Genomic DNA, 25,816 nt, shown 5'->3' on the forward strand with positions numbered 1-25,816 from the left:
CGGATTATCCCTAACGTAGGGAAACGAACTAACCACAACCGATAAACGCTGGACTATCATCTCCTCAGGAATATTTTATGAAAGTTTGGAGCATCTTGACAGGCTTGTTGATCGCAGTAGCCGGCCATATCAGTCTGGCGCAGTCTTCTGAACCGCAACGCCAGAACGAGGGGGCGGCCGATCGAAGCCCGGTTCAGTGGGCGAGCCGGGTCATTGGTGTATCATCAGAAAAGAAAGGCGATGCATCCGGCGAACAGTTCAAGGCATCGCAGGCCCTGGGTCGGCCGAGCAAACTGCCACAGATGGGCGAAAGCCCTACCGCCTGGGCACCTCAGACACCCGATGGAACGGCCGAAGAATGGATTCAGGTCGCTTTTGAAAAAGCCATCCCGATCCAGCAGGTGGTCATTGGCGAAAATGTGAATCCGGGAGCGGTCGTGCGCGTGTCTATTATCGATAGCAAAGGCAAAGAGCATCCGGTTTATAAGATTGTTAATACTCTGCCCCGCACCGATCCCTTTCTGCGCGTTATGCTCAAGGATTCGGCTGTAACGGGCAATCAGGTAAAGGTCGTCATCAATGGGGCTGTGCTGCGCGGACCGAATCAGATTGACGCCATTGGCATTTCAGAAGACCTGAAACCAGTTTCGGCAGGCATCAATGTTTCCAAAGACACGCCGAAAGAAATCGTTAAAGAAAATCTGGGCAAAACCGTCAACTCGCCGGGGCAGGAAGTAGCACCGGTCATTGCCCCCGACGGGCGTACGCTCTATTTTACCCGAAACTTCAACAAAGCCAATATCGGCAGCGCCGACCGGCAGGATGTCTGGTATTCAACAATTGAACCGGGCAGCGGTAGCGCTTCGCCTACCTGGGGTGAGGCCGTCAACATTGGTGCACCCATTAACAACGCGGGCGATAACGCCATCAGCAGCATGGCTCCCGACGGGCGCACGGCCTATCTGATTAACATATATCGGCCCGACGGTGGGCTGTCGTTCGGCATCTCGCGCTCCGTCAGGACCCGGACTGGCTGGTCGCAGCCGGTTGAGTGCCGGATTGCCAACAACTATAATCTGCACGAAAAGAATCAGCTGGAGTTCTGCGTTTCGCCCGACGGCCGGACTATCATCCTGGCCGTACAGCGGAAAGACACTCGCGGAAACCGCGACCTGTATGTTGCGCAGCAACAGGCCGACAAAACCTGGTCGGAGCCGGTTTCGCTGGGACCGGTTATCAACACCGCCGATTTTGAAAGTTCGCCGTTTCTGGCGGCCGATAGCCGAACGCTTTACTTTACGTCGGGAGGCCACCCTGGCTACGGCAACGGCGATATTTTTGTTACGCGCCGGCTCGACGATTCCTGGACCAACTGGAGCGAGCCTGAAAACCTCGGTTCGGCCATCAACACGCCCGAATGGGACGGGTATTTCACCATTCCTGCGTCGGGCGATTTTGCGTATCTGAGTTCGCGGTCGGGTTCGGTCGGCGAAGACGATATTTTCCGGCTCAAGCTCTACCCGGCCATCAAGCCGGACCCCGTTGCGATTGTATCGGGGCAGGTACTCGACGCTCAGAGCAAGAAACCCGTTGCGTCGGAGGTAGTATCGGGGTTAATTGATGAAAACAAAGAGTTCGCCAAAGCCGACTATGATCCGGAAACGGGCGAATACAAGATCATTCTGCCCACGCAGAAAATTTATAGCCTGAAAGCAACGAAAGAAGGGTATTACCCGACCACCGAAACGATCGATCTGAGTAAGGACAAACGTTTCCGCGACATTAAACGGAACCTGTATCTGGTAAAAATTGAGGCAGGTCAGAAGATCACCTTACGCGAGGTACTCTTTGAACAGAGTAAGTTCAACATGCTGCCGGGATCTGACGTAGAACTCGACCGCATGGCCGACATGATGACGAAACATCCGTCCATGGAAGTACTGATTGAAGGCCATACCGACAATCAGGGCGACTGGGCTCCCAACATGAAGCTGTCCGAAGACCGGGTTCGGGTTGTTAAGGAGTATCTGATGGGGAAAGGGATTGACGCCAGCCGTATCCAGACGAAGGCGTGGGGACCCAGCAAACCCATTGCCAGCAACGAAACCGAGGAGAAGCGCAAGCTGAACCGGCGGGTAGAATTCACCATTGTTAAGTTGTAAAACCAGGCGGGAACGGCTTATTTTGCGCCGTTTTTGTCGTTTACACCCGGCACCACCGCCTGCATGACCATCGACCAACGTTCCGATTTTCTTTCGTTTTTAACTCGTTCCCGTTATATTATTTTCCTGATACTGCTGCTGGCGCTGGGCTTACGGCTTTATAAATCAAGTGTTCACGGGCTGTATCTGGACGAAAAATTCACCTTAGTCAACACGCAGGGCGTTTCGCTGGAAGGGGCCAACCAGCACGACGTTTTCTTTACGCCCGGCAAGACCTATTTTACGCCCAGGGAGTTCTGGAAACCCAAGCCGCTTAAGGATTACATCCGGGCCATTGTGCAGACGGACATCGGCAACAGTCCCGCCCACTACGCCTTGCTCTGGGCCTGGATCGAGGTATTTGGGCTGAGTGATCTTTCCATCCGGATGCCGTCCATCCTGTTCAGCACGTTCATTGTGGGACTGGTGTATCTGCTGGTCAGGCGCTACCTCCGCTCGCAGCCACTGGCCCTGCTATGCGCGCTGCTAACTGCTTTTGAACCCTTTTTCATTGCCTATAGCCACATGGCCCGCAACTACTGCATGACCATTTTTATGGCTACGCTGGGCACGTATCTGTTCCTGCGGATTCTGGATCGACGCGCCGAAGACAAACAACCCGTTGGCCTGTATATCGGCTACGGCTTATCGTTTGCGCTGGCAACGCTGGGGCACTATCTGGCCGTTACGGTCTTTCTCTGCCACGGTATCTACGTCCTGCTTTACATCCGCAATTTCAAAACATATGTCGGGCTGGGCCTTAGCTTTCTAGGTGGAATGCTGGGGCTGATTGTGCCCTGGTTCGTCTTCGGCGGGGGGAAATACACGTTCCAGACGCTGGCTTACCAGGCAAAACTGTACGGTGGACTGGCTCAGACAAATCCACTCAACAATGGATTCGGGATTATCCTGCCCGCGACGCTGGCGAATGTTGTTAAACGCTCCATTCCCGTCTGGGCCGATCTGTTTCTGGTTTCCAACGGGCTTTCGGCCGATACGCTGGCGTTTCGGAACCTGGTCATTGCCTTGGGCATGGGACTTATTGCCGTGTTTCTGGTTCATCGGTTCGGGCGGCAACGATCTGTACCCACCTGGGTGCAGGTGGCCGTACCGGTTTTACTGGTGGCCGGGTTTGCGCTTTACTCCGTGCCGTCGGTTCGGCTGGTAATAGCAGCCGCGCTGCCACTGTTTTTTTACCTGCTCTACCGGGCCTTTGGCGTATATGACAGCCGGCCCGAACGTCGGTTTCTGTATCTGCTGCTGCTGCTGGCCACCGTACCGACGCTGTTTCTGATCGCGATTGCCTTTCGCAATGGGCATACCTACGGCATCACGCAGCGGTACTCCAGCTTTTCCTTTCCCTACGCGCTGATTCTGGTGGGTATGATTGTCCAGCAGGTATTCCGGCAGCCTACCTATTTACGGCTAACCCTCGGCGCAGTGCTGTTGATTCAGGCGTATTTCATTGGTGATCTGCTCTACCGGATTTACGAAGATCAGGCCCCCAAATACACCTACTACGGACGCTACCGTATCGAGAATCCCTACAACACAGCTGCCCAGCGGATTAAGAAGCTGTACGCACCCGGCGACACGGTACTGTATCCATCAGCCCGGACGGCTCCGCGCGACGAGATTGAAAATACGTTTACCAAATATTCGATTATTGACGCGCAGTACACGAACTTGTACCTGCCTAAGGATGCGACCTATTACCAGCGCATGGACACGACGCAAACCGATCGGATTATCCTGATAAAAGGAAAAACCGGTGAACGGATTACGATTTTCGACTTTGAAGGGACCAAGTACCGTTATTGATTCGGTTCGGACAGACTATCCTCACAGAATCAGCAAAGACAACGCGCCATGAACGCACGCTCCCAGATGACGTATTCCTCCCCGACTTCGACAGGTAGCCGGTCGCAGCCGATTGAGCTGGAATCGTTAATCGCGCTGGGGTTACTGGTGCTGACGGTGGCGATTTTTGGCGCACTCTGGCATTATTACGCGATCAACATTCCAAAATGGGACGACCACGCCTTGCGGGCGTTCCTGTACTATTCTGATCAGGAACCGACCTTCTCGGGTAAGGTTTACCAGCTTTTCCGGCAGCACAACGAACACCGGATTGTGTATGACCGGCTGATTACCTTTCTGGATTATCACCTGTTCGGCAAGCTGAACTTTCGGCACCTGATGCTGGTCGGGAACCTGAGTCTGGTGGGTTTGCTGGCAATTTTCATGGTCATCCTGCGTCGTCATGGCCAGCCGCTTCTGGCGACCGTACCTGTTGCTCTGTTGCTGTTCAATCTGTCGCAATGGGAGAATATGTTCTGGGGCATGGCCGCGCTGCAAAACTTTTCGGTCGTGCTGTGGGTGCTGGCCGCGCTATATTTTCTGAGCTTTACGGACTGGTGGATACTGGCGCTGGCATCGGGGGTGCTGGCTACCTTAACCAGTGGCAACGGTCTGCTGGTCTGGCCGATAGGATTTGGGCTTTTGCTGCTGCGTTTCGACGAACCCCGGTCTGAGGCCCGCCCTACGTTACGTCCCCTGATCGGCTGGCTGGCGGGCGCGGTAGTCGTCGTCGGCCTGTACTTCACCGGCTTTGAAAAACCGGGCGGCATTGCTTACGTTCGGCCCGACGCCGTGGACCTGCTAAAAGGCTGGTTTGCCGTCGTTGGGGCCGCGGCCGAAGCGCTGCCCACCAACTCGCCCCTCTCCCTGAGCATTCTGCTGGGTGGCCTGATGACGGTGACAACGCTGGGCATCGCCGGCTGGGAACTCATGACGCATCGACTAGCTATCGTTCGGGTCTTTGAACGCCTGTTTGACCGCAAAACATTTGTCGTCAGTACGGGGGTCGTTTTTCCGGCCCTGACGCTGTTCTTCTGGAGCAGCGCCCTGTTTGTGCTGGGTACGGCGGCCGTGGTGGCCTGGGCGCGAACCGGCTTCGGAGCTGAACTGCTCATTACGAGCCGGTACAAACTGTATTCGCTGACGTTGCTGATTCTGCTATACGTCTATGGCGTTGTCAAACTGAAGGCACAACCCGCGCGCTGGCTGACCCTGGGTGGCGTATTCGGTGGCCTGCTGTTCGCCTGGTTTTCATACGGCGCCTTCCTTGACGAAGCCATCTGGTGGCGACACTGGCTGACGACGAACCAGTTTAACTGGACCTATACCGTCCATCGCCCGGTTGCGAAGCTCGATCCGATCACGCAACGCTACACCAGCCCGGCTCCCGCCTTTTACGATCCGGCCCTGCGCACGCTCTACAAACGCGCCGATCAGCCGCCGATGGTATTGACGGTAACGAAAACCCTGAATGGCTTTTCAATCGAAGAACAAACGACGCCCCCGCTCGGCCTGCACGATCAGGGAGCCTATCTGGTAGCCCGATCCCGAAAACGGGTATATCTGTTTCCGGTCTGGCAGAACCAACGTTCGGGCATTCTGGGGCGGCTACTACCCACCAGATCATTCACAGCAGGCTTCCGGGCCAATATCCTATCGGGCGAACTCGAAGCCGGAACGTACCGGCTGCTGGTCTTGACGGTCTCCGCTGAGCAGCCTTATGGACTGCACTTAACCAACCAATCCATCACCTCGGCCGGTCAGTCGGGGGACACAACCACGAAAAACTGGTAACTGAACCAAGGGCGCCCCGAAGCCAGCTATACGGTTATCTCATCCACATGCAAGCAAACACCACAACGCCTACCACCACCCGCCCGGCCCTGAACCATCTGCAACAACTGGATGGTGTCCGGTTCCTTGCCGTCGCGCTGGTTCTGTTCGATCACTGGATGGCCGGTCGGATCGAGCTGCCGCTGGGGGCGTTAGGCGTTACGATTTTTTTTGTGCTGAGTGGGTTCCTAATTACACGGATTCTCCTGTCGAGTAAGGATAAGCTGAAAGACAAGCCGGGCGGAGGTTTAGGTAAATACCTCAAGACGTTCTATATCCGTCGAACGCTCCGCATCTTTCCCATTTATTACCTGACGCTGTTCGTACTTTACGCCGTCAACGAGCCGCCCGTGCGCCGGACCTTCGGCTGGCTGGCCCTCTACGCGACCAATATTTACATGGCTTACTACACGACCTGGATGGGTACGGTAGATCACCTCTGGTCGCTGGCGGTCGAAGAGCAGGTGTATCTGTTTTTTCCCCTGCTGCTGTTCTTTGTGCCGCGTCGCTGGGTACCCTTCACCGCTACGTTGATGATCGTTGGCGCAGTAACCATGCGTTATGTGCTCTACCGCGCCCATATGCCCTGGTTCATTGGGTACGTGACCATGCCAGCCTGTCTGGATTCATTTGGCCTGGGCGCAATTATGGCCTACTGGTGGCTTTACCAGCGCGACCGCTTCGGACAGGTATTCCAGTATTCGGGCTGGATCTGGGTCAGCATACTTTTGTTTGTGGTGGTGGTCATTTACACTAAAGTTTTACCCGCCATTCCTGACAGTACGGGGCTGCCCGGTCACCACAATATTATGTCCGACGTTTGGGAACGGCTGACGGCTTCGCTTGTCGGATTTTTCCTAATCGGGCGGGCGGTGCTGGGGTTTGGCGGACCAATGAAGTGGCTGCTGGAGCATCCCGTCAGCCAGTACATGGGCCGCATCAGCTACGGGCTATACCTATACCACAACTTTGTGTTTAACGTATACCACACTCAGCCCCGGCATATTACGCTGCGAATCTGGCGACGAATTACCGACGTACTACCGTTTCTGGAAAGCACCTATTTCTTCCAGTTCTCCTTTTTTCTCGCCCTGACGATTCTGCTGGCAACGCTGTCGTGGTATCTGATTGAGAAGCCGATCAATAACCTGAAGGATCGTTTTTCGTACTGATTACCGGTCGAAGTTTACTCAGTTTATCCGAATGTCAACGCCAGTTGCCGACCTTCGGGCGCATCCACCGGCCCCAGATTGGAGAGGGAAACGCCCAGCAGCCGCACACCCATTGAGACGGGCAGCAACGGCCCCAGCAAATCCAGCGCCAGCTTCGTTAACATAGCCGGGTTGCTAATCGGCGTAAGAACCGTACGGCTTCGGGTAATCTGCCGGAAATCGGCGTATTTCACCTTCAGCGTTACGGTCCGACCCCATATGCGGGTGCGGTCGCAATAGCCCCATACGTCCTCAATAAGCGGCTCCAGACTTACGCTCAGTTCATCATCAGTCGTCAGATCACGGGCGAAAGTTGTCTCCGAGCCCACCGATTTCCGAATCCGATCGGCGTTGACAAGACGATCATCAACGGCGCGGGCAATCTGATAGTAATATTGTCCGGCTTTGCCGAAGTACTGCCGCAGAAACGCTTCTGTCTGCCCGCGCAGGTCAAGGCCTGTAAAAATGCCCAGTTCGTTCATGCGGGCGGCCGTTACGCGCCCAATGCCGTGAAACTGACCTACCGTCAGCGTTTCAACGAACGCCAGCCCCTGCTCAGGCCGAATGACGTATAGACCATCGGGTTTGTTGTAATCCGATGCCAGCTTAGCCAGAAACTTGTTGTAGGATACGCCCGCTGAAGCCGTAAGACCCGTTTCCTGCCTGATTTTTGCTTTAATCTCGCTGGCAATCTGCGTGGCCGATGCGATGCCTTTCAGATTCTGCGTAACGTCGAGGTAAGCCTCATCGAGCGAGAGCGGCTCAACCAATGGCGTGTATTCGGCAAATATGGTTCGTATCTGGTTCGATACGGCTTTATACACCTCAAAGCGGGGCTTCACAAACAGCAGCTCGGGGCATTTGCGCAGTGCGGTTACCGATGCCATCGCCGACCGCACCCCAAACGTCCTGGCTTCATAACTCGCAGCCGCCACCACACCCCGCTCCCGCGATCCGCCCACGGCTACGGGTTTGCCCCGCAGCGCCGGATTATCGCGCTGCTCAACGGACGCATAAAACGCATCCATGTCGATGTGAATAATTTTTCGAACCGGGTCAGGCATGAACGTGACAGGCGGGTCTGAAGCCTCCTGCAAAGATACGAATCAACTCAGCCGCTTCTGTTCGGCAAGCCACCGCATCCGGTAGGCGTTCATGGCGGTGCGGCCGAGCTGCCCCACGAGCCGGTAGTTCACCACAAGGCCCACGGCCGCGCCAATGCCGGGTACCAGCTGCGCCATTTTGGCCAGATCGATGTAGTCGCGGTATTCCTGCTGGAACGTCTGCCAGTCGAACTGGTTGATATCCTCGGGCAATTGACGGCTATGCTCAGGCCAGTCGGCCAGGTGCCGGTAAACCGCCTGCCGCCGTTCCTGGCTCGAAAAAGCCAGTTGAAAGATATACAGTATATAAATCCGTTCGCGATAATCGCGGCCCGAATACCCGTAGATAGCTGCAATCTCGAAGAGCATTTTCATCTTCAACCCCAGCAGGATTGGGAAATCGGCCAGCCCCAGCAGTAAACCACCTGCCCCCGTAACGCCCCCTTCGGCCGCGCTTGCCCGCCGATAGAAGTTAATCCGGTTTACAGCGGTTGCTTCGCACTGCGAAAGCGACAGATCAAGCGTTGGGGGCCGGTTGAGGTAATCAGCCCCGAACAGCACCAGACGGGTCATCTGTTTGATGGTCGCCGTGATCGCCTGATGAACCCGTTTCGGAATAATCCGGTTGATCCGCCGTTGCACCGTAGAAGAAAATCGACCAAACCCGGAAGGTGGCTTCTGCATGGATTCCTGCCAGCGCATTAGCTCAGTTCGGATATAGGTTTCGTAGGGTGACATTGTTAAAGGTAGATTAAAAACCGTATCTTTAACGAATTAAAAGTTATTAAATGGCGTTTTAACCGTATATTCCCTTAAAATATCTTCACAAACGATAGCCTGTTTTTTATGCAAAAAGTATGTCTGATTCTGGTTACGCTGTTTAACCTTGCTAGTGCCAGTACCAAAACAACTTCAACTGCTCCCGCTCTCGTACCCGCCGTAAGCCCTAAAAACAACTCTTCATCGCTTTCTGCCGTTTATGATCAGCTTGATCTGGCAAAGACAGGGCTTCAAAAAGATGTTTTCGAATATGCTCTTCGCGGCTGGCAGAAAATGAAAGATGCCCGCCCGGTCTTATCCATTGTTGACTTAAGTCAGCCTTCGACTAAAAAACGGCTGTATGTAGTGGATCTGCAGAAGCGTAAACTGCTGTTCAATACCTATGTATCGCACGGTCGTAACTCCGGCGACGTGGTAGCTAAAAAGTTTTCCAATATCAACTCATCGTTTCAGACCAGCCTGGGCTTTTACCAGACCCTGAATACGTATATGGGTCGGCATGGCCTTTCCTTACAATTGAAGGGCCTCGAAAAAGGCTTTAACGACAACGCCTATAACCGTAATATTGTGCTACACGGCGCTGACTACGTCTGCGAAGATTTTATTCGTAAGACAGGGCGGCTGGGTCGCAGCCAGGGTTGTCCGGCCGTACCCAACGCACTGTCGAAAGACATTATTCTGGCTGTAAAAGGTGGCTCGTGTCTGTTCGTTTATTCGCCAGACTCCCACTACCTTAAAAAGTCGGCTTACTTATCTAATTCCAACGCGTAAACATCTTTGTAAATGCGCAGGGCTCCGGCTGAGTCCACATCGGCGACGTTGTAGGCAATAAAGACCGGAAACGGCTGCGGAACGGCCAGCGGCTGCGGCTTCTGGTTGATCAGACAGCGGTTCATAAAACCCGCGTCGAACGTTTGTTTGCCCAGGACAAAATTGGCCAGCTCGACGGGTTTCTGTACCCGCACGCAGCCGTGGCTCCGCCAGCGGTCAGACGTAACGGTAAACAGATCCCGACCGTTGGTATCGTGTAGATAAATAGCCATTGGGTTGGCCAGATCAAACTTGATCAAACCCAGTGAGTTCTCGCAGCCGGACGCCTGCCGGATCCGGTACGGGAAGTTTGTTTCGGACAGGCTCTCCCAGTCAATGGTTTCTGGATCGACTTCCTGGTCCCGGCTGTCCAGCACCTGCAGATTCTGGTTATAGAGATAAGCCAGATCCCGCTTAATTCTGGGCAGCATTTCGTTGATCGCAATTCCTTTGGGTACGTTCCAGTACGGATACGCTACGATGCCTTTGATGTAGGTCGTCATGCAGGGCGTTCGCTTATCTTTCTTCCCCGCTATGACCTTCATGGGCAGCAGGCGTTTGCCGCTCCGATCGAATACGTTCAGTTCACCCGCCGGGATATTGACCAGTACGAATTTATCCGGCTCAAAGCGGTTGATATAGCGGTAGAAGTTAAGCGTCTGCCGGATCAGCCGCAGTGAATCGGCCGATTCCGGGCTGGAAGCCGCCCGGCGACGTAACCGCTGGTAATGACCGACCAGTTGCTGATACGGAGTAAATTCTGAATTTTGGGTCAGCAGAGCCCGAGAGAATTTGTCTGCTCCTTTGTCGGCCCAGCTTGTATCGATGGTTTCCTTCAACCCACTATATTCCAGCCGTGAAGGTTTTTTCCCGTAGCGGACTTCCAGCAGCAGACTGCTGATTTTATCATTCAGTTCGTCGGAAGAAGTTGACGCATCGAAGGCATACCGGGTGGTGTCAATCCCTACAGAGTCGGCATACCGGCACACCTGGTGCAAGGTCAGTTTTGTTTCCTGTAGTTTACGGGCCGCCTGCTCTGCATTATCGTTCTTTTTAAACAGGCTTTTACGCCCGGGCGACACGGTGTCGCGGCTCAGAAAAACGAAAAGAACTAATCCGGCCACGACAGCAATAGCAATACTTATCCAGATTGTCTGTTTTTTCATACCTATTTTCGTTGAGTGTAGTTCTATTTTAACACGTAGAACCCACTTTAAGTTATGGCTTCAAGCTAAAACGCCCACCCTGAAGCGGTCAGGGTGGGCGTTTTGGCAACGTATCGGCTATAGTTTGATCATCCGGACCATGCGGCACTAACTTAACTATACGCTGGCTTGTCGATGTCAGGTTTATCGTTCGGATTTCGGTTCGGATTCATCATCCGGACATTGGCACCCGGTTTATCGCCGTCCATATACTCGTCTTCATACTCATCCGCCGGTAGCGGTTCAGGGTCAATTTCGCTGCCCGGCCCACTGTTTCCCTCCACCGACTGGTTTTCTAATCCGTCGGGTGAAATCGCCTGTTTGGCGCGGATAATATCTTCTCGATCGGGATCTTCATTTTTCATAACGGTTGCTGTTTTCGGGTTTTGTTTCAAACACAGATGTCAATGAATAAACTCTGCCCGTACCCCATTGTTTGCCCATTTTCTATATAGTCTTATAAAAAAAACCACCCGCCGACCAACAGTAGCCGACGGGTGGGTAGCTTGTATTCAGAAGGAATCTGCTGAGAATTTCGTTTACTTACTGCCCGAAGCAGGCATCAGCACCGTATCGACCGAATGAATGACTCCGTTGTTAGCTTCAATGTCGGGCTGGTTGATTGTCGCCGTATTCCCGGCTCCATCGGTAATTGTGATGGTATCGCCCTGCCGGCCAACGGTCAGCGTACCACCCGTTACGGTCTTGAGCTTCTGCCCATCCTGGAGCTTGTCCACCGTTAGTTTACCCCGTACTACGTGGTAAGCCAGCAGTTTAACCAACCGGTTCTTGGCTGCGGGTTTAAACAAATCGCTGACCGTACCATCCGGGAGCTTGTCGAATGCTTCATTCGTTGGCGCAAATACCGTGTATGGCCCTTTGCCAGCCGCCTGTTCGGTTAGTCCCGACACCCGTAATGCCCGGAACAGGGTGGTGTGACTGGCGGACTTAGCCGCGCTGATTGCCAGGTCTTTGCCCGTTGATCCGCCCAGTTTCATTGTGCCGTCGGGCATGTTTGCGGTGCTGGTGGTGACGGGCTGAGCTACCGCATTCTGGTCCTGCGCCTGCACAGCGGCCTGGGTACCGATCAGGAGAGCGAACGCAGCCGCCCAGCCGAAATACGACTTCTTCATTGGATTAGGTAAGTTGGTAAATAACAGCAGCCCGTCGCCAAGCAGACAGACACCAACGCCACACACGTCGGTAGACAGCCAACGGTAAAGGAAACGGATTTATTTCGTAAGCGGTATCTACCGGTTGACAAACTGAGTGAAAGGACTTACCTGCCTGGCCTCTACAATAATTTTCGAATACCAGAAGCCAACTTTCTGGTTTCATTTGTTCTGGTAAAAACAAACGAGTAAAGCCAACAACCATGCAGATTACCAAACATAAAGTAGCCGCAATCCATTACACACTGCGCGACGATGCGGGCAACGTTCTCGACTCGAGCGAAGGGCGCGATCCGTTGTACTACTTACACGGTGAAGGAAACCTCATTCCCGGAATGGAAGAAGGTCTGGAAGGAAAAGCAAAAGGCGATAAAGCCAACATAGACGTATCGCCCGAGAAAGGGTATGGTCGTCGGAATCCGCAGCTTGTTGAAGAAGTTCCGAAACGGGCGTTTGGTGGTCAGCCGATTGAAGTAGGCATGCAGTTTGAAACGAATGAAGGGGATCTGATTACGGTCACGCAGGTTGGGCAGGATACCGTAACGGTGGACGCCAATCACCCCCTGGCCGATCAGAATCTGCACTTTGATGTTGAGGTTATGGAGGTCCGCGATGCAACCCCCGATGAACTGGCTCACGGGCACGTTCATGGCCCGGGTGGTCATCATTAAGGCTTTGGCGACTGGGTTACCAGTGAGGTACTGATAACCCAGTCGCTTATTTAGAGAAAACTCCTTTTGCGATCAGAAAAGGAATCAGCAGCCAAAGCAGGCCTTTTATCAGAAAAAATAAAAAGCCCAGCCAGCCGACGCGCTTAAGCCATACTTTGAACCGCTCATTCATGGCCGTTTTTTAGGCAAATATAATCATGAATGATGCGTACGCTCAGAAAAACCTAGCGTTCACAAAAGTCCTGTCTCCCAGCCCTGTCGAACGCATAGCTTTGATTAACTAAACCTTACTAACCATGCGTTCAACGAAAACCCCTCTACTGGGATTGCTGCGGCAAGCCTACCGCTTAGCCGTTGCCAGTCGTCTGCCGGATTCGCCCCCGACTGATGAGCTGCTTGATCAATGGGCAGAATCCAGAAAGCCGAAGCCGCAGAACCGACGCGAATTTCTCCGGGCATCGGGCCAGCTGGCCCTGCTGGCGGGTGGCGTTCATCTGCTGAATGCCTGCCAGTCCGATTTAGACCTGGTTCCGGCGAAACCCGGTTCCCGTAACCGTGGCGCCCGTTTTGTTAACCAGCCCTCTGTGGCAATCATTGGCGCGGGTATCGCGGGACTCAGCGCGGCCCACCATCTTTACGCGGCTGGTTTCACCAATTTTACGATCTATGAATCATCCAGCCGAACCGGCGGACGTATCTTTTCGGCCTATGATATCATGGGCCCGGGTCTGGTTACGGAGTTAGGTGGTGAGTTCATCGACTCGACGCACGAAGACATGCTGTATCTGTGCAACGAATTTGGTTTACCCCTGCTCGATATGCAGTCGCCGTCAGAACTGGCGCTGAAGAAGTACGCCTTTTTATTCAACGGGCAGCCGCGAAGCATGGCCGAGGTAGTGGATGCGTTCCGGCATATAGCTCCGGCTATCGAAGCGAGTGCCAACGCCCTGCCCAACAACATCGACTACAATACGACGGATAGCTTCACCCGGATGCTTGACCGGCTATCCATCAGCCAGTACCTAAGCAACATTGGCGCTACGGGCTGGCTCAAAGAGCTGCTCGAAGTAGTCTATGAAACCGAGTACGGCCGCTCCTGCGACGACCAGTCGGCGCTGAACTTCATTACCCTGATCTCGCCTGACACCAGCAATGGCGAACTGAATTTATTCGGCAGCAGCGACAAACGGTATAAGGTGGCAGGCGGCAACCAGCGGATTACGAACCGGATGACCGAAGAGTATCAGGAATATATGGAAACCGGTCGCGCGCTGCGGGCAATGAGCCTGCGCGGTTCGCAGTATGAACTGATCTTTGACGGCAGTAAGCCAATTCTAGCCGATTACGTTATTCTGACGATACCCTTCTCGGTGCTGAGTAACGTATCGCTGAACCTGAATCTGCCCGCCATTAAGAAAAAAGCGATTCAGCAGTTAGGTTACGGAACAAATGCTAAACTCGTGATGGGCTTTTCAGGGCGCAGCTGGCGGGATCAGGGTTATACGGGCTTCAGCTTCAGCGACAACGGCCTGCAGGCAGGCTGGGATAACAGCCAACTCCAGCCCGGACCGGCCGGCGGTTATACTGTCTTTGCCGGGGGCTCGACAGGCAACAACCTCGGCTCGGGTACGCCGGCCTACCTGGCCTCCCGGTACCTCCCCCGGCTGGACCAGCTCTTTCCGGGTGCGTCAGCTCAGTACAACGGTCGCGTCGAACGGATGCACTGGCCAAGCTACCGCCATTCGCTCGGCAGCTATTCGTGCTACCGCGTTGGGCAGTGGACAGGCATCGGCGGGGCTGAGTTTGAACCGGCAGGCCGGGTTTACTTCGCCGGGGAGCATTGCAGCCGCGACGCGCATGGCTACATGAATGGCGCGGCCGAAACGGGTCGCCGGGCTGCTCAGTTACTCTTACAGACTATACCGATTTATTAACCAAATCGGCAGCTATCAGACGCGGCTCAGCTTTTGATCAAGCAGTTGCTGTTCAGCCAATGACGGAGTTAGCTGACGGGCCTGCTGATAGGCCTGCCGGGCGGGTATAGGCTGGCCGCTTCGTTCGTATAAATCGCCCAGGATGGCGTGGTAGTACTGGTTGCTTTCTAACCCCTGTACGTTACTGATGTCGCGAAGGCCCGCCATCGGGCCTTCGACATAGCTTACCGCTACAACCCGGTGCAGAGCAACAACGGGCGACGGTTTCTGAGCAACCAATAAATCATAACAGCTCAGAATAGCGGACCAGTTGGTGGTCTCATAGGTCGGGGCCACGCAGTGCAGCATGGCAATTCCGGCTTCCAGATGATACTCGCTCAGAACGTCGCCTTCTGCCGACCGATTCAGACACATTCGTCCTTTCTGAATCAATTCCTGATTCCAGCGACTACGGTCCTGATCGGCCAGGAGCACAATGGCTCCGGTTTCGTCGGTGCGGGCGTCAAACCGCGCCACCTGAAAGCACATCAGCGCCAGTAAGGCATAAACGGCCGGGGTTTGCGTGACCGGTGTTTCGGAGAGCAGCAGGCCAAGCCGCATTGCTTCTTCGCATAAATCCCGGCGAATGAGCTGATTGGGGTGGGTCGAATTGTATCCTTCGTTGAACAGCAGGTAAATACTTTTCAGCACTGACTTCAGGCGAAGGGGCAGTTCCTGGCCGGTGGGTACTTCAAGCCGGATGGCATCCTGCCGGATTTTCTCTTTAGCGCGATAAAGCCGCTTGGTAATCGTTTCGTCGTTGGTCAGGAAGGCACCGGCAATCTCGTGCACACTCAGACCACCTAGAATTTTCAGACACATCGCCACCTGCGACTCGGGCGAGATGGCCGGATGACACAGAGCAAACAGCATCCGCAACTGGCTGTCGGTAATCTCATCGTCAAGAAAAAACTGGGACACCATGTCTTCGGATGCTTCCTGTTGTTGATAGCCAATTCCCTGGCTGATTTGCCGAAATACGTTTTCACGACGCACTACGTCCAGCGCCTTATTACGTGCTACCCGGTATAGCCAGGCCCGGGGGTCATCGGGAACGCCCTGAAACGGCCAGCTATATAAGGCCTGCAGCATCGTATCCTGCACGATATCCTCGGCCAGATTGAGCCGTTCAAAACCAAACAGCCGGGTAAGAGTCGACGCCATACGCCCGGCTTCGTGTCGAAACAGGTGCGTTACCAGTTGATTGGCTTCCTTCACAGAGGACGTAACATCGGGCATAAGGTAGGGATATCCCCCAACGCCGACCGGTCGGCGTTGGGGGCAGTAGCTCATTCAAAATTAACAATCTGCCGGACTTCTACCGTACCGTTCGAGTCAAACATCGGACAACCCTGCGCCAGCGCAACGGCGTCGTCCAGATCAGCCGCCTGGAGCAACATATACCCGCCAACAATTTCCTTGCCTTCGGTATACGGCCCGTCGGTCACGAGCTCTCCGCCCTGCGTCATGATTTTTCCGCTCGGCATCAGCGCTTCCGTACCAAGCATTTTACCCTGAGCTGCAATCCCGCCAATCCATTGATTCCACTTCTGAATTTCGGCCTGAATGGCTTCGGGCGACTGTTGCATGAACGCGGTTTCCTGCGAATAGGGCGAGTGAAAAATGAACATGAACTTTTCCATAGAACCTGATTTTACTTATCTGAATTTGATTTTCGCCTTAAAGACGAACGAGCCTAGCAAAACCGGACAGCCTTCCTGAAACATTTCAATTATTTTTTGAGAACAGACCGTCTTCCCTCATTAACAAACTGGCCGGAAGAACTGGACGTCGGGCAAGCGTACGCAGGAAATCTTCGTATTTTTGGGGCATGACGCAGATCGGCACGGACCTTCGTGCAGCAAAAGACTTCCTGGAAGCGGGGAATGTAGTGGGAATTCCAACCGAAACCGTATATGGCCTGGCCGGAAACGCGCTCAACCCCGACGCCATTCTGACCATTTTTCGGGTGAAGAACCGCCCGGCATTCGACCCGCTGATTGTTCATACCGACTCACTGGAGAAAGCAGAACAGTTCGTTAAAGGCATTCCGGAACCCGCCCGGCGGCTGGCCGAAACGTTCTGGCCCGGTCCGCTGACGCTGCTGCTGAACAAGCAGGATCTGATCCCGGACCTCGTTACGTCGGGTCTCGCTACGGTGGGCGTTCGGATTCCGAAACACCCGCTGACGCTCCAGTTGCTCCGTTCGCTCGAGTTTCCGCTGGCCGCGCCGAGCGCTAACCCCTTCGGCTACATCAGCCCAACCACCGCGCAGCACGTTGCCGACCAGCTGGGCGATCAGGTGCCGTACATTCTGGACGGCGGGCCGGCCGATGTTGGCCTGGAATCAACGATTATTGGCTTCGACAACGAACGACCAACGGTGTACCGGCTGGGTGGCATGGCCCTGGAGCAGATCGAAGCCATCGTTGGGCCGGTCGACGTACAGCATCACTCAACCTCGAACCCCAAAGCACCGGGGATGCTCAGCAGTCATTACGCCCCAAGAAAACCGCTGCGGTTACTGGCCCCCGGTGAAAGCCCCGCGCCCAGCCAACGGGCCGGAGCGCTGGTGTTTCGGGAGCCATTCGGCGGAATTGACCCGCAATATCAGCGCGTTCTCTCCCCTACCGGCGACCTGATCGAAGCCGCTAAAAACCTGTTTGCTTACCTGCGGGCGCTGGACAACCTTGACCTCGACGTAATCTATGCTGAGCCACTGCCAAATCAGGGACTCGGCTGGGCCATGAATGATCGGCTGCGCCGGGCGAGTGTACAGTAAGCATCAGCTATTCAGGGCGTCGTTACGTCCCTGCAAGCCGCCCGTATGAACCGCTACTACCGTTGCGTCCTGGGGGAAATACCCCTGTCGGGCGAGGTCATAAATACCGAACAGCATCTTGCCGGTATAGACCTGTTCCAGTAAAACGCCCGTTCTGCGTTCAAAATCCCGGATGAAGTCAAGCAGAGCCGGGCTTGTTCGGGCGTAACCGCCACCGTGGTAATCGGTGATCAGCGCCAGATTGGCCGGTTGACCTCCCGGAAAAGGCCACTCAAACGAACTCGATTTCAGCGCCAGAAAACCCAGCACCTGCGTTTGTGGCGAGGCCGACTGCGCCAGTCCGGCTACCGTTCCGCCCGTTCCGACGGGGCAGCAGACGTAATCGGGTGCAAAGCCCAGCTGCGCGGTCAGTTCGGGTAAAATCTCGGCGGTTCCGCGAATGGCCAGGGCATTCGTTCCGCCTTCGGGCAAAACGAAGCAGGGCCCAAATTGCCGCATTAATTCAGCAACATAATCCGGATGATCTTTACGCTGGTAGTCCGAACGGCTGACGAAATGGAGCTGCATGCCGCAGGCTTCGCAGAAGGCCAGGGTTGAGTTGCGGGGCAACTGGGCCAGTTCCTCTCCCCGCACCAGCCCGATGGCGCGAAAGCCAAAAGCCTGTCCGGCCGCAGCCGTTGCATAGAGGTGGTTGGAATAGGCTCCGCCAAACGTCAGTAACGTATTGATTCCCTGCCGCCGGGCTTCGAGCAGATTGTATTTAAGTTTACGCCATTTATTCCCCGACACGAGCGGATGCAGTTGGTCGTCGCGTTTCAGAAACAGCCGGATACCGACCGGTTCAGGAAAGGCATCATCCAGCCGCTGCAGGGGCGAATGGGCCGCAAACGTCCGCAGCCGTTCGTCAAAATCAGTCATCATCCCGTAAATTCGCCAAACTTTTTGAAACCGTACCCAGTATGACCGAAGCGGCCGAGGAATTTTCGGAAGACGAAGAATTATATGAACACCACCGGATTGTGGTCGACAAAGGCCAGAGCCTGCTGCGCATCGACCGGTTCCTGATGGACCGGCTGCAGAACGCCACCCGAACCAAAATTCAGGCGGCCATTGATGTCGAATCCGTGCGGGTGAATGGTAAGATTACCAAGGCCAGCTATAAAATCAAGCCCTTAGATGTAATTACGGTATCGTTGCCGCACCCACCCCGCGACACCGACATCAAGCCCGAAAATATTCCGCTTAACCTTGTTTTTGAAGACGACGAGTTGCTGGTGCTGAACAAACCGGCCGGTATGGTGGTCCACCCCGCCCACGGTAACTGGGACGGTACGCTTGTCAATGCCCTTGTGTATCATTTTCAGAACCTGCCTACCTCCCGAAATGGCGAAATCCGGCCGGGACTGGTGCACCGTATCGACAAAGACACGTCGGGGCTGATGGTTATTGCCAAGACCGAATATGCCATGACGCACCTGGCCCGGCAGTTTTTTGAACACACCATCGAGCGCACCTATAACGCGCTTGTCTGGGGTCAGCCCGACCCGCCCGACGGCACCGTTACGGGCTACATCGGACGCAGCCTCAAAGACCGGAAAGTACAGGTGATTTACGACGACGAGACAAAAGGAAAGTGGTCTGTTACCCACTACAAAACCCTGGCCTCCCTGCGTTACGTGTCTCTCATCCAGTGCAATCTGGAAACTGGCCGGACGCACCAGATTCGGGCGCACATGAAGCACATCGGCCACCCGCTGTTCAACGACGCCATGTACGGGGGCGACCGGATACTGCGGGGCAGTCCCGTGGGAAGTTATAAGGCCTTTGTTGAGAACGCCTTCAAACGACTGCCCCGGCAGGCACTGCACGCGAAATCCTTAGGCTTCACGCACCCCCGTACCCACGAGTGGCTGCAGTTCGACTCTGAACTGCCCGAAGATTTCCGGACGGTTCTCACCAAATGGGAGAATTACCTGACGGATTGAGTCTATCGTTTTGTGCCGGCCAGCTGCACCGACCGCGTATAGCTCTGTGTACCGGCGGTGGCCGTGTAGATCAGCGTTAATTTGGTGTTGTTAAAATCGCCATCGCCCAGGACCGTAACGCGGCCATTGTATCGCCCCGTTGCATACAGGTACGTATCCTGCCGACGGATGACCAGCTTCCGGTTTACCAGCTCAGCGTTCATTTGCAGACTCGACGAATCGGGGAAGGTAATTTTAACGTTGTTCGCGTCCAGCTTGCTGATATTCACGATGGGAAGCTCCTTAAAGGAACGGGCCGACTGTACTCCCGTTTCGGTCACCGAGGCCTGGCAATCCCACGTGCCGACATACCGATCAGCCGGGTCGGGCGTTGCGGGCCGACACATGGCCATGGTTAGCGAAATACCCAAGAGGAAGAAATGTTGTGGTTTCATATTTGGACAAGCGTTTATTGTACCGATTAGCAAATTACGGAATTCGTTCGGCGCAATGAACAGCGCTCTTCGCCTGCGGACCTAAAATTTCGTAAAAGGTCAGGCTTCTGCGAGCCGTTTGCCTCTATTTTTAGTACTTTCGTCCCCCCAAACATTCCCTCATGATTAGTATCCGCCCCGGTACCCGCGCCGATATTCCACAGGCTTTCGCCTTAGTAACCGAGCTTGCCATTTACGAAAAAGCCGCCGACCAGGTTACCAATACAGTTGAGCAAATGGCTGAAGATGGTTTCGGTCCTAACCCCCTCTTTGGAATTATCATTGCTGAAGACTCCGACAGCAAGAAAATCGTTGGCATGTCGTTGTATTACTTTCGGTATTCGACCTGGAAGGGCAAGCGGCTTTATCTGGAAGACATCATCGTAACGGAAGATTTTCGGGGGTACGGCATCGGCAAACTGCTTCTGGACGCTACCATTGAAATGGCCAAAGAAACCAACTGCACGGGTATGATGTGGCAGGTGCTCGACTGGAACCAGCCTGCCATTGGCTTTTATCAGCAGTTTGGCACCCGCTTCGACGACGGCTGGACGAACTGCCACCTGGATTTTTAGGCAGAGCGCGAAGCACTTAGCGCCGGGCGCTGTTACAAACCCTTTGTCTCAAGTCCTTCGCCCCTCCGTCTAAAAACCGTATCTTTGCGCTTCCGAGAATAGTGATTGAGCATGACCGATCGTCAACGTAAAGCCCTGCAGATTGCCGGCTGGGTGTTTCTGAGTCTTTTCTTACTGGGCGGTGTAGGTGCTGGCATTGCTTATTCCAAACGCGAAAGCCTGCTGCAGGCCGCCCTCGACCGGGCGATCCGTAAGGCCAAACGGGATTATAACCTCGACGTGCGCATCGGTTCGGCTACGTTCACGGGGCTGAGCTCGGTAGCGTTCGCCCATATTTCGGTCGTACCCGAACAGCGCGATAGTCTGGCCCGTATCGAGCGCGCCGAAATCGACGTGCGGTTCTGGCCACTGCTGGTGGGTAAGGTTGGGCTGTCAGGCATGACGCTCGAAAACGGCCTGGTTCAGGTGGTCAAACGCGACTCACTGACCAACATCGACTTTTTGCTTCGCCGGAAGCGCGACTCTACCGCCACGACCGGCAGCCGGCGCACCGACCTCTCGGATGTCGCGGAGAATCTGATTGACAACATCCTCTCCAAAATTCCCGACGACCTCAACGTCCGTAACCTGGAGTTTCGGGGCATGGACAATAACGATACCGTCAGCCTGCTGACTCAGACAGCCGTTATCAAAGACGAAGTCGTTACGTCCACGCTGAAGCTTAACCGCGACGAAGCTACCTGGCACGTAATGGGCACTGCCGATCCGGCCGACCGCGAATACGATCTGGCGCTGTATGCCGACGGCAAACCGCTTGAACTGCCGTACATTCAGGAGAAGTTCAACCTCAAATTACAGGCCGATACCGTTCGGGCCGAACTGCGTGACGTTGACCGCGCGAAAGGTGAATTTCGGCTGGAAGGCGCCGGTTCGGTACGTAACCTCCGCGTCAACCATCCGGCCATTGCCCGCACCGATGTCCTGGTCGACCGGGCGTCGATGGAAGCCAATCTGTTTGTCGGCGAAAACTACGTTGGCATCGACAGTTCCTCGGTGCTGCGGCTGGGCGAAGTCAGCGCCCGCCCGTTTGTGAAGTACACGCTTACCCCCAACAAGATTTACGAACTGCAGCTCCACACCGACCAGATGGATGCGCAGGCACTGTTTAACTCGTTTCCGCAGGGCCTGTTTGAATCGCTGGAAGGCATGCAGGTAACCGGTAAGCTCAGGTATGATCTGGCGTTTCAGCTCAATACGGCCATGCCCGATTCGGTCCAGTTCAACTCGGGCCTGACGCCGGATGGCTTCCGGATCATTAAGATGGGTCGAACGGATTTTGCGGCCATCAACCGTCCTTTCGTGTATACCCCTTATGAAAAAGATAAACCCGTCCGGCCGATTGTGGTTGGCCCCGAAAACCCGGACTATACCCCGCTAAATCAGATCGCGCCTGACCTGCGCAACGCTCTGCTGACATCGGAGGATTATAACTTCTTTACGCACAAAGGTTTCAACGAAAAAGCCTTCCGGGTATCCATTGCCACCAACTTCAAGGAAAAGTCCTTCAAGCGGGGTGCCAGTACGGTTTCGATGCAGCTGGTCAAAAACGCCTTCCTGAATCGGAACAAGACCTTGTCGCGCAAGATTGAAGAGATTCTGATCGTCTGGCTCATTGAAAATCAGCACATCACTCCGAAAGAACGGATGTATGAGGTGTACCTGAACATCATTGAGTGGGGCCGCAACATCTATGGCATCGGCGAGGCCGCCCGCTATTACTTTGCCAAGTCGCCGGCTGATTTATCCCTGGGCGAAAGCATTTTTCTGGCGTTTGTAGTGCCCCGTCCCAAAGCAGCCCTTAACTGGTTTCTGCCCGACGGAACCCTGCAGGTGCGGAATGTACGCGGTTATTTCCGGCTCATCGGCCGCATTATGGCCCGGCGCGGTCTTGCCGCCCCCGACTCAGGTGCGTATGGCTTCTATGACGTCCGGCTGCGCGAAGGCCTGCGCCGGGAGATTGCCCCTGTTGATACGCTCTTCAACCCGGACAGCCTGATGCTCGATCCGGCCAACGACGATCAGTTTGACGATACAGATGAAGGTGCAGGCTTCGGCAACTTTTTTCGGCGGCTCTTTAAAGGCAAAACCGATGCTGAACGCACAAGTCCCGACCAGCCTGCTGTCCAGCCCGAAACGCAGCCTACTGAAGTTGCGCCGACGGATACCGTTAAAACCCGCAAACAACTTCGCCAGGAACGGCGCGAACGTAAACGCCGGGAGCGGGAAGAGCAGCGGCTCCAGGAAGAGAATGAAGGCAGTTGATCGACTGACCTAAAACCAAACAACGAACAAACATGCAAAGAGCGACCCCCGGGGGTCGCTCTTTGCATGTTTGTTCGTCAGTCACGGCTTCGCCCCAGCTGGATAACCGTTTTCACAACCGATCCCAGCTCTTCGATGGTTGTGGGTTTGGTGATAAAATCATTGGCACCCGCCTGAAGGCAATACAGACGATCCTCGGGCGCGGATGAAGTCGTCAGAATCGCTACAGGCACGACTTTCAGATCGGGGTCAGCTTTGATCTGAGTCAGCAGTTCCCGACCATTTACCATCGGCAGATTAAGATCCAGCACGATTACATCCGGGCGTTGCGATACAGACTGCAAATAAGGCATTACCTCATTTCCCTGCCGGACAACATTCAGCGTGCATGCCATACACGTTGCTCGGAGCGCGTATAGAAACAGCTCCACATCGTCCTGATCATCTTCGATCAGCAGAATCTGTAACGTGTTTTTCACGAGTCTGGTAGGTAAAATCTTTAATTAGCCGGCATTATGGAGCAGACGATTTTCTGTGAAGATAGTAAGCTGAACATAGATTAACAACGAATGTAAACCACCTCACCAGTATGCCATTTAAGACCATATTTAGCGCAGAACGCTTGCGGGTAACCGGAAATTTTTATTTTTGAATACACCAAACCTTCCTGAACCTGACGAATGTATACCGAAGTAATACCTTCTGAACAATCTTTGATCGGCGGTGGTGAAATGGGTACGCTCATCCGGGGCATGGACTGGTCGCAAACGTCCGTTGGCCCGATCAGCGCCTGGCCCCAAAGCCTGCGAATAGCCGTTCAACTGATCCTGGATACCAGTTTCGGTATGTATCTCGTCTGGGGTCCCGATCAGATTCAGTTTTATAACGACAGTTTTCGGCCCATTCTGGGCAGCAGCAAGCATCCTTCGGCTTTGGGTGGCTGCGCAAAAGATACATTCTCCGAAATCTGGGATTGGCTCGGCCCCAAGTTTGAGGGCGTTATGCGGGGGGAAGCCTTCAGCGCCGAAGATCTGCTGGTTCCCCTGAACCGGAACGGTTACCTGGAAGACTGTTATTTCACCTTCTCCTACTCGCCCTTTCGTGATGAAACAGGGCAGATCCGAGGCATCCTGGTTCCCGTCACCGAAACGACGCAGACGGTTCGGGCCCGAAAGCGGACCGAAGAAAGCCAGCAGCAGTTGCATAGTCTGTTTGAGCAGGCTCCCATGGCGATCTGCATCCTGCGCGGCCCCACCTTTGTGGTGGAAATGGCCAATCCGCCGATGCGCCAGATCTGGCGCCGACCAACCGGAGAATTGTTGGGAAGGCCTCTGTTCGACGTCCTGACGGAAACAGCCAATGAGGGTCATGAGGAAATGCTGTCTGACGTAATGACCACGGGCAAGTCCGTTACGGTTGCAGATCTGCCGTTTACCATGCTCGAAAACGGGCAGCTAAAAACCCTGTACGGCAGTGCCGCGTACCAGCCCCTGCGGGAACCGGATGGCACGATTGACCGGGTCATGTGCGTCGTTACCGAAACGACCAATGCGGTACAGGCCCGCCATAAACTTGAAGAAAGCGAAGTCCATTTTCGGCACCTGGCCGATCTGGTCCCCCAGATTCTCTGGACGGCCCGCCCCGATGGGTTTATTGACTATTACAACCAGCAATGGTATACGTACACGGGCTTTGAGAAAGGATATGGCGATCAGAGCTGGATTCCCATTCTTCACCCCGATGATGTTCAGCCCTGTCTGGATACGTATTACCACGCGATCAGAACCGGCCAGCTGTATCAGATTGAGTACCGCTTCGCCGACCGGCGTAATCCCGGCACGTACCGCTGGTTCCTGGGCCGGGCCACGCCCGTACGGGATGCCAGTGGCACCATCATCCGGTGGTTCGGCACCTGTACCGACATCGACGATCAGAAACGACTCTCCGAACTGCTTGAAACCCGCGTTGCGGAACGTACCCAGGAGCTGAAAACGGCCAACCACAACCTCGAACGCTCGAATTTCGATCTCATGCAGTTTGCGTCCGTAGCGTCGCACGACCTGAAGGAGCCGCTGCGAAAAATTCAGGCGTTTGGCAACATTCTCAGCTCGACGGTCGACGGTAAACTGAACGATACCGAACTGGACTATTTCCACCGGATGATCAACGCATCTAACCGGATGCAGGGCCTGGTTGACGATGTGCTGAACCTGTCGAAGCTGTCCAATCAGGCGCTGTTCTGTGCCGAAACAGATATTAACGCCGTCATCAGCCGCATTACCGACGACCTGGAAATGGTAATCCGGGAGAAATCGGCCCGCGTAACCGTTAGTTCGCTGCCTCTGCTCGAAGCCAATACCGGCCAGATACACCAGCTTTTCCAGAACCTTATCAGCAACGCCCTCAAATTCAGCCGGGGGCCGTCGCCAGCCGTGACGATTGGAGCCAAACCCGTAAGCCCTGCCGATGCGATCCGGTTCAGTATTTATCCGGACCAGTACGCCTGTATCGACGTTCAGGACAATGGCATTGGTTTCGACGACGCCTACCGGGAAAAAATCTTTGGTATTTTCCAGCGGCTGCACGGCATTAAGTTCGGTGGCACAGGCATTGGACTGGCGATTTGCAAGAAAATTGTCGAGAATCACCGGGGGTTCATTTACGCCGACGGTCACCCGAACGAAGGCGCTACGTTTACCATTTTACTCCCCTTCAAACAGCACTAAACGCCCTTTTCTAACGCACGAATCCAACCCAATCTTCGTTTTAATAACGGACCGTATCCGCCCCCGTAGCACCGACTGCATGGCCTGATTATGTACGAAAGTATTCTTACGTTCGCTATAGAACCAGACTCACT

At 54.6% G+C, this 25,816-nt stretch carries 22 protein-coding genes; 12 read left to right on the plus strand and 10 right to left on the minus strand.

Annotation, left to right across the window (positions count from 1 at the left end; genetic code table 11):
- The first annotated feature begins 77 nt into the window (after positions 1 to 77).
- The 4 genes from HNV11_RS15215 to HNV11_RS15230 all read left to right on the plus strand — a co-directional run bounded on the left by HNV11_RS15215 (position 78) and on the right by HNV11_RS15230 (position 7,066).
- Positions 78 to 2,162: an OmpA family protein gene (locus HNV11_RS15215; protein ID WP_171740481.1), complete on the plus strand. Its 2,085-nt coding sequence runs from the start codon at positions 78 to 80 to the stop codon at positions 2,160 to 2,162.
- A 63-nt stretch (positions 2,163 to 2,225) separates the two neighbouring features.
- Entirely contained in the window at positions 2,226 to 4,022 is a 1,797-nt protein-coding gene (locus HNV11_RS15220) for a glycosyltransferase family 39 protein (protein WP_171740482.1), read from the plus strand.
- A gap of 48 nt (positions 4,023 to 4,070) precedes the next feature.
- Entirely contained in the window at positions 4,071 to 5,855 is a 1,785-nt protein-coding gene (locus HNV11_RS15225; RefSeq protein WP_240163466.1) for a hypothetical protein, read from the plus strand.
- Positions 5,856 to 5,902: 47 nt separating this feature from the next.
- Positions 5,903 to 7,066: an acyltransferase family protein gene (locus HNV11_RS15230; protein ID WP_171740483.1), complete on the plus strand. Its 1,164-nt coding sequence runs from the start codon at positions 5,903 to 5,905 to the stop codon at positions 7,064 to 7,066.
- Positions 7,067 to 7,089: 23 nt separating this feature from the next.
- Here HNV11_RS15230 and dinB read toward each other — a convergent pair whose 3' ends face one another.
- Both dinB and HNV11_RS15240 read right to left on the minus strand, forming a co-directional pair.
- The gene (gene dinB / locus HNV11_RS15235; protein WP_171740484.1) at positions 7,090 to 8,169 is read right to left on the minus strand and encodes a DNA polymerase IV; all 1,080 of its coding nucleotides are present in this window, start codon (positions 8,167 to 8,169) and stop codon (positions 7,090 to 7,092) included.
- 42 nt (positions 8,170 to 8,211) lie between these two features.
- Positions 8,212 to 8,946 carry an EcsC family protein gene (locus HNV11_RS15240; RefSeq protein ID WP_171740485.1) on the minus strand — a complete coding sequence of 245 codons (735 nt, stop codon included), beginning with the start codon at positions 8,944 to 8,946 and terminating at the stop codon, positions 8,212 to 8,214.
- Positions 8,947 to 9,054: 108 nt separating this feature from the next.
- Between HNV11_RS15240 and HNV11_RS15245 the strand changes: the two genes are divergently transcribed.
- Entirely contained in the window at positions 9,055 to 9,759 is a 705-nt protein-coding gene (locus HNV11_RS15245; protein ID WP_171740486.1) for a murein L,D-transpeptidase catalytic domain family protein, read from the plus strand.
- Here HNV11_RS15245 and HNV11_RS15250 read toward each other — a convergent pair.
- The 3 genes from HNV11_RS15250 to HNV11_RS15260 all read right to left on the minus strand — a co-directional run bounded on the left by HNV11_RS15250 (position 9,735) and on the right by HNV11_RS15260 (position 12,136).
- Entirely contained in the window at positions 9,735 to 10,964 is a 1,230-nt protein-coding gene (locus HNV11_RS15250; RefSeq protein WP_171740487.1) for a L,D-transpeptidase family protein, read from the minus strand. The two genes, HNV11_RS15245 and HNV11_RS15250, sit on opposite strands and share 25 nt — an antisense overlap.
- Before the next feature lie 152 nt (positions 10,965 to 11,116).
- Entirely contained in the window at positions 11,117 to 11,368 is a 252-nt protein-coding gene (locus tag HNV11_RS15255; protein ID WP_171740488.1) for a hypothetical protein, read from the minus strand.
- A gap of 174 nt (positions 11,369 to 11,542) precedes the next feature.
- Entirely contained in the window at positions 11,543 to 12,136 is a 594-nt protein-coding gene (locus HNV11_RS15260; RefSeq protein WP_171740489.1) for a fasciclin domain-containing protein, read from the minus strand.
- 242 nt (positions 12,137 to 12,378) lie between these two features.
- Here HNV11_RS15260 and HNV11_RS15265 point away from each other — a divergent pair, with 242 nt between their 5' ends.
- Positions 12,379 to 12,846, plus strand: coding sequence for an FKBP-type peptidyl-prolyl cis-trans isomerase (locus HNV11_RS15265; protein ID WP_171740490.1), 468 nt, complete (start codon positions 12,379 to 12,381; stop codon positions 12,844 to 12,846).
- Positions 12,847 to 13,142: 296 nt separating this feature from the next.
- Positions 13,143 to 14,780, plus strand: coding sequence for a flavin monoamine oxidase family protein (locus HNV11_RS15270; RefSeq protein WP_171740491.1), 1,638 nt, complete (start codon positions 13,143 to 13,145; stop codon positions 14,778 to 14,780).
- 15 nt (positions 14,781 to 14,795) lie between these two features.
- Here the strand turns inward: HNV11_RS15270 and HNV11_RS15275 are convergent, their stop codons facing one another.
- On the minus strand, positions 14,796 to 16,112 hold the full coding sequence (locus HNV11_RS15275; RefSeq protein ID WP_240163468.1) for an RNA polymerase sigma factor: 1,317 nt from the start codon (positions 16,110 to 16,112) through the stop codon (positions 14,796 to 14,798).
- Positions 16,109 to 16,462, minus strand: coding sequence for a YciI family protein (locus HNV11_RS15280; protein WP_171740492.1), 354 nt, complete (start codon positions 16,460 to 16,462; stop codon positions 16,109 to 16,111). Before HNV11_RS15280 ends, HNV11_RS15275 begins: the two co-directional genes overlap by 4 nt.
- A gap of 188 nt (positions 16,463 to 16,650) precedes the next feature.
- Between HNV11_RS15280 and HNV11_RS15285 the strand changes: the two genes are divergently transcribed.
- A complete protein-coding gene (locus HNV11_RS15285; RefSeq protein ID WP_171740493.1) occupies positions 16,651 to 17,601 on the plus strand; it encodes an L-threonylcarbamoyladenylate synthase in 951 nt (316 codons plus the stop codon).
- A 3-nt stretch (positions 17,602 to 17,604) separates the two neighbouring features.
- Here HNV11_RS15285 and HNV11_RS15290 read toward each other — a convergent pair whose 3' ends face one another.
- The gene (locus tag HNV11_RS15290; RefSeq protein ID WP_171742197.1) at positions 17,605 to 18,519 is read right to left on the minus strand and encodes a 1-aminocyclopropane-1-carboxylate deaminase/D-cysteine desulfhydrase; all 915 of its coding nucleotides are present in this window, start codon (positions 18,517 to 18,519) and stop codon (positions 17,605 to 17,607) included.
- 41 nt (positions 18,520 to 18,560) lie between these two features.
- Between HNV11_RS15290 and HNV11_RS15295 the strand changes: the two genes are divergently transcribed.
- Positions 18,561 to 19,586, plus strand: coding sequence for an RluA family pseudouridine synthase (locus HNV11_RS15295; RefSeq protein ID WP_171740494.1), 1,026 nt, complete (start codon positions 18,561 to 18,563; stop codon positions 19,584 to 19,586).
- Positions 19,587 to 19,588: 2 nt separating this feature from the next.
- On the opposite strand, the gene HNV11_RS15300 is transcribed toward HNV11_RS15295, so the two are convergent.
- Complete coding sequence (locus HNV11_RS15300) at positions 19,589 to 20,020, minus strand: hypothetical protein (RefSeq protein WP_171740495.1); 432 nt, start codon at positions 20,018 to 20,020, stop codon at positions 19,589 to 19,591.
- Positions 20,021 to 20,181: 161 nt separating this feature from the next.
- Here HNV11_RS15300 and HNV11_RS15305 point away from each other — a divergent pair, with 161 nt between their 5' ends.
- Positions 20,182 to 20,634 carry a GNAT family N-acetyltransferase gene (locus HNV11_RS15305; protein ID WP_171740496.1) on the plus strand — a complete coding sequence of 151 codons (453 nt, stop codon included), beginning with the start codon at positions 20,182 to 20,184 and terminating at the stop codon, positions 20,632 to 20,634.
- Positions 20,635 to 20,745: 111 nt separating this feature from the next.
- Complete coding sequence (locus HNV11_RS15310) at positions 20,746 to 22,956, plus strand: transglycosylase domain-containing protein (RefSeq protein ID WP_171740497.1); 2,211 nt, start codon at positions 20,746 to 20,748, stop codon at positions 22,954 to 22,956.
- A 77-nt stretch (positions 22,957 to 23,033) separates the two neighbouring features.
- On the opposite strand, the gene HNV11_RS15315 is transcribed toward HNV11_RS15310, so the two are convergent.
- Positions 23,034 to 23,435 (minus strand): response regulator, encoded by a 402-nt coding sequence (locus tag HNV11_RS15315; RefSeq protein WP_171740498.1) that lies wholly within the window; start codon positions 23,433 to 23,435, stop codon positions 23,034 to 23,036.
- 201 nt (positions 23,436 to 23,636) lie between these two features.
- On the opposite strand from HNV11_RS15315, the gene HNV11_RS15320 reads away from it, so the two are divergent.
- A complete protein-coding gene (locus tag HNV11_RS15320) occupies positions 23,637 to 25,682 on the plus strand; it encodes a PAS domain-containing sensor histidine kinase (RefSeq protein ID WP_171740499.1) in 2,046 nt (681 codons plus the stop codon).
- The last annotated feature ends 134 nt before the right edge of the window (positions 25,683 to 25,816 follow it).

The organism is Spirosoma taeanense, assembly GCF_013127955.1.
GTDB classification, from domain to species: domain Bacteria; phylum Bacteroidota; class Bacteroidia; order Cytophagales; family Spirosomataceae; genus Spirosoma; species Spirosoma taeanense.